The sequence below is a fragment of the Escherichia sp. KCJ4928 genome (assembly GCF_004352695.1).
Classification (GTDB): domain Bacteria; phylum Pseudomonadota; class Gammaproteobacteria; order Enterobacterales; family Enterobacteriaceae; genus ECMA0423.
This window is the reverse complement of sequence record NZ_SJWV01000373.1, coordinates 1-1,674: the sequence shown is the minus strand read 5'-3', so window position 1 is coordinate 1,674 and position 1,674 is coordinate 1. Positions and strand designations below refer to the sequence as shown.

2 protein-coding genes and 1 pseudogene are annotated in these 1,674 nt (G+C 56.7%); all 3 read left to right on the top strand.

Annotated elements, in window-relative coordinates:
* Positions 1-697 (top strand): annotated as a pseudogene (locus E0D98_RS23955) (hypothetical protein); the annotation flags it as partial.
* A gap of 54 nt (positions 698-751) precedes the next feature.
* Positions 752-1,186, top strand: coding sequence for a conjugation system SOS inhibitor PsiB (gene psiB, locus E0D98_RS23950; RefSeq protein WP_000845900.1), 435 nt, complete (start codon positions 752-754; stop codon positions 1,184-1,186).
* Positions 1,183-1,674: plasmid SOS inhibition protein A (locus E0D98_RS23945; protein ID WP_131891221.1), on the top strand; the 492-nt coding region annotated here is incomplete at its 3' end. The genes psiB and E0D98_RS23945, both read left to right, overlap by 4 nt.

Below are 1,674 nucleotides of genomic sequence, written 5' to 3'. Positions count from 1 at the left end.
AGTGGAGGAAATCAGTCTGCCACTGCTGACGAAAATGTCTTCCGAACGCACGCTGGCAGTCCAGGCGGCACTCATGCAGCAACCGGACAAATCTCTGGCACTGCTGGCATGGACGCTCTGCCTGAATGTGTTTGGCAGCGGAGCGTACAGTAAACCAGCACAAATCAGCCTGGAATGTAAACATTATTCGCTGACCAGCGATGCGCCGTCAGGGAAGGAAGGTGCCGCGTTCATGGCGATGATGGCAGAAAAAGCCCGTCTTGCGGCCCTGTTACCGGAGGGATGGTCACGGGACATGACGACGTTCCTTTCACTCAGTCAGGAGGTGCTGTTATCCCTGCTCAGTTTCTGCACCGCGTGCAGTATCCACGGCGTTCAGACCCGCGAGTGTGGTCACACGTCACGCAGCCCGCTGGACACGCTGGAGAGCGCCATCGGTTTTCACATGCGCGACTGGTGGCAGCCGACAAAAGCAAACTTCTTCGGACACCTGAAAAAGCCGCAGATTATCGATGCCCTGAATGAGGCCGGACTGTCCGGAGCCGCACGGGACGCGGAGAAGATGAAGAAAGGCGATGCGGCTGAACATGCAGAGTTCCATATGAAAGACAACCGCTGGGTGCCTGGCTGGATGTGTACACCACGTCCACAGATGGATGCCACTGAACACACCACTAACCTGGCTGATGCCGCCTGATGAACAACCACACCGCCCCGCCGGAGACGGGGCGGCAGCAAGGGAGATACCGTGATGAAAACTGAACTGACCCTGAATGCCCTGCAGTCCATGAACGCACAGGAATATGAAGATATCCGTGCTGCGGGAAGCGATATGCGCCGTAATCTCACTCACGAGGTGATGCGTGAAGTGGACGCACCGGCTAACTGGATGATGAATGGCGAGTATGGCAGTGAGTTCGGGGGCTTTTTCCCCGTCCAGGTTCGTTTCACGCCAGCCCACGAACGTTTCCACCTGGCATTATGTTCGCCGGGAGACGTCTCTCAACTCTGGATGCTGGTTCTGGTGAATGGTGGTGGACAGCCTTTCGCCGTCGTTCAGGTGCAACATATCTTCACGCCTGTCGCGATCAGTCACACGCTGGCGCTCGCCGCGACACTTGATGCGCAGGGATACAGTGTTAACGACATCATTCATATTTTGATGGCAGAAGGAGGTCAGGCATGAGCGCACGTTCACGGGCACTGATCCCCCTCAGCGCAGAACAACAGGCCGCCATGCAGGCTGTGGCTGTCACCGAACAACGTCGTCGTCAGGGACGCACACTTTCAGCATGGCCTTATGCCAGCGCTTTCTTTCGCTGCCTGAATGGCAGTCGCCGGATTTCGCTGACCGATCTCCGCTTTTTTGCCCCTGCGCTGACGAAGGAGGAATTTCATGGCAACCGTCTCCTGTGGCTGGCTGCCGTGGATAAACTGATTGAAAGTTTTGGTGAAGTCTGTGTTCTTCCCCTGCCATCCGATGCGGGGCATCGTCTGTTCCCGTCCGTTCCTTTTCGTGAAGGTGAGCGGCGTCGTCAGAAAACCACACTGACAGAGCAGAAATACAGCCGCCAGCGGGAACGTGAGGCAGAACGACGGGAACTGGAATACCAGACATGTTTTGCTCAGGCGCAGATTGACCTTGCGTTTCATACTCCCGCCACGGTCGGAAGC

Bases quoted from the DNA above. Each gene is read 5' to 3' on its own strand.
- psiB (WP_000845900.1), top strand. From the start codon at position 752: ATGAAAACTGAACTGACCCTGAATGCCCTGCAGTCCATGAACGCACAG.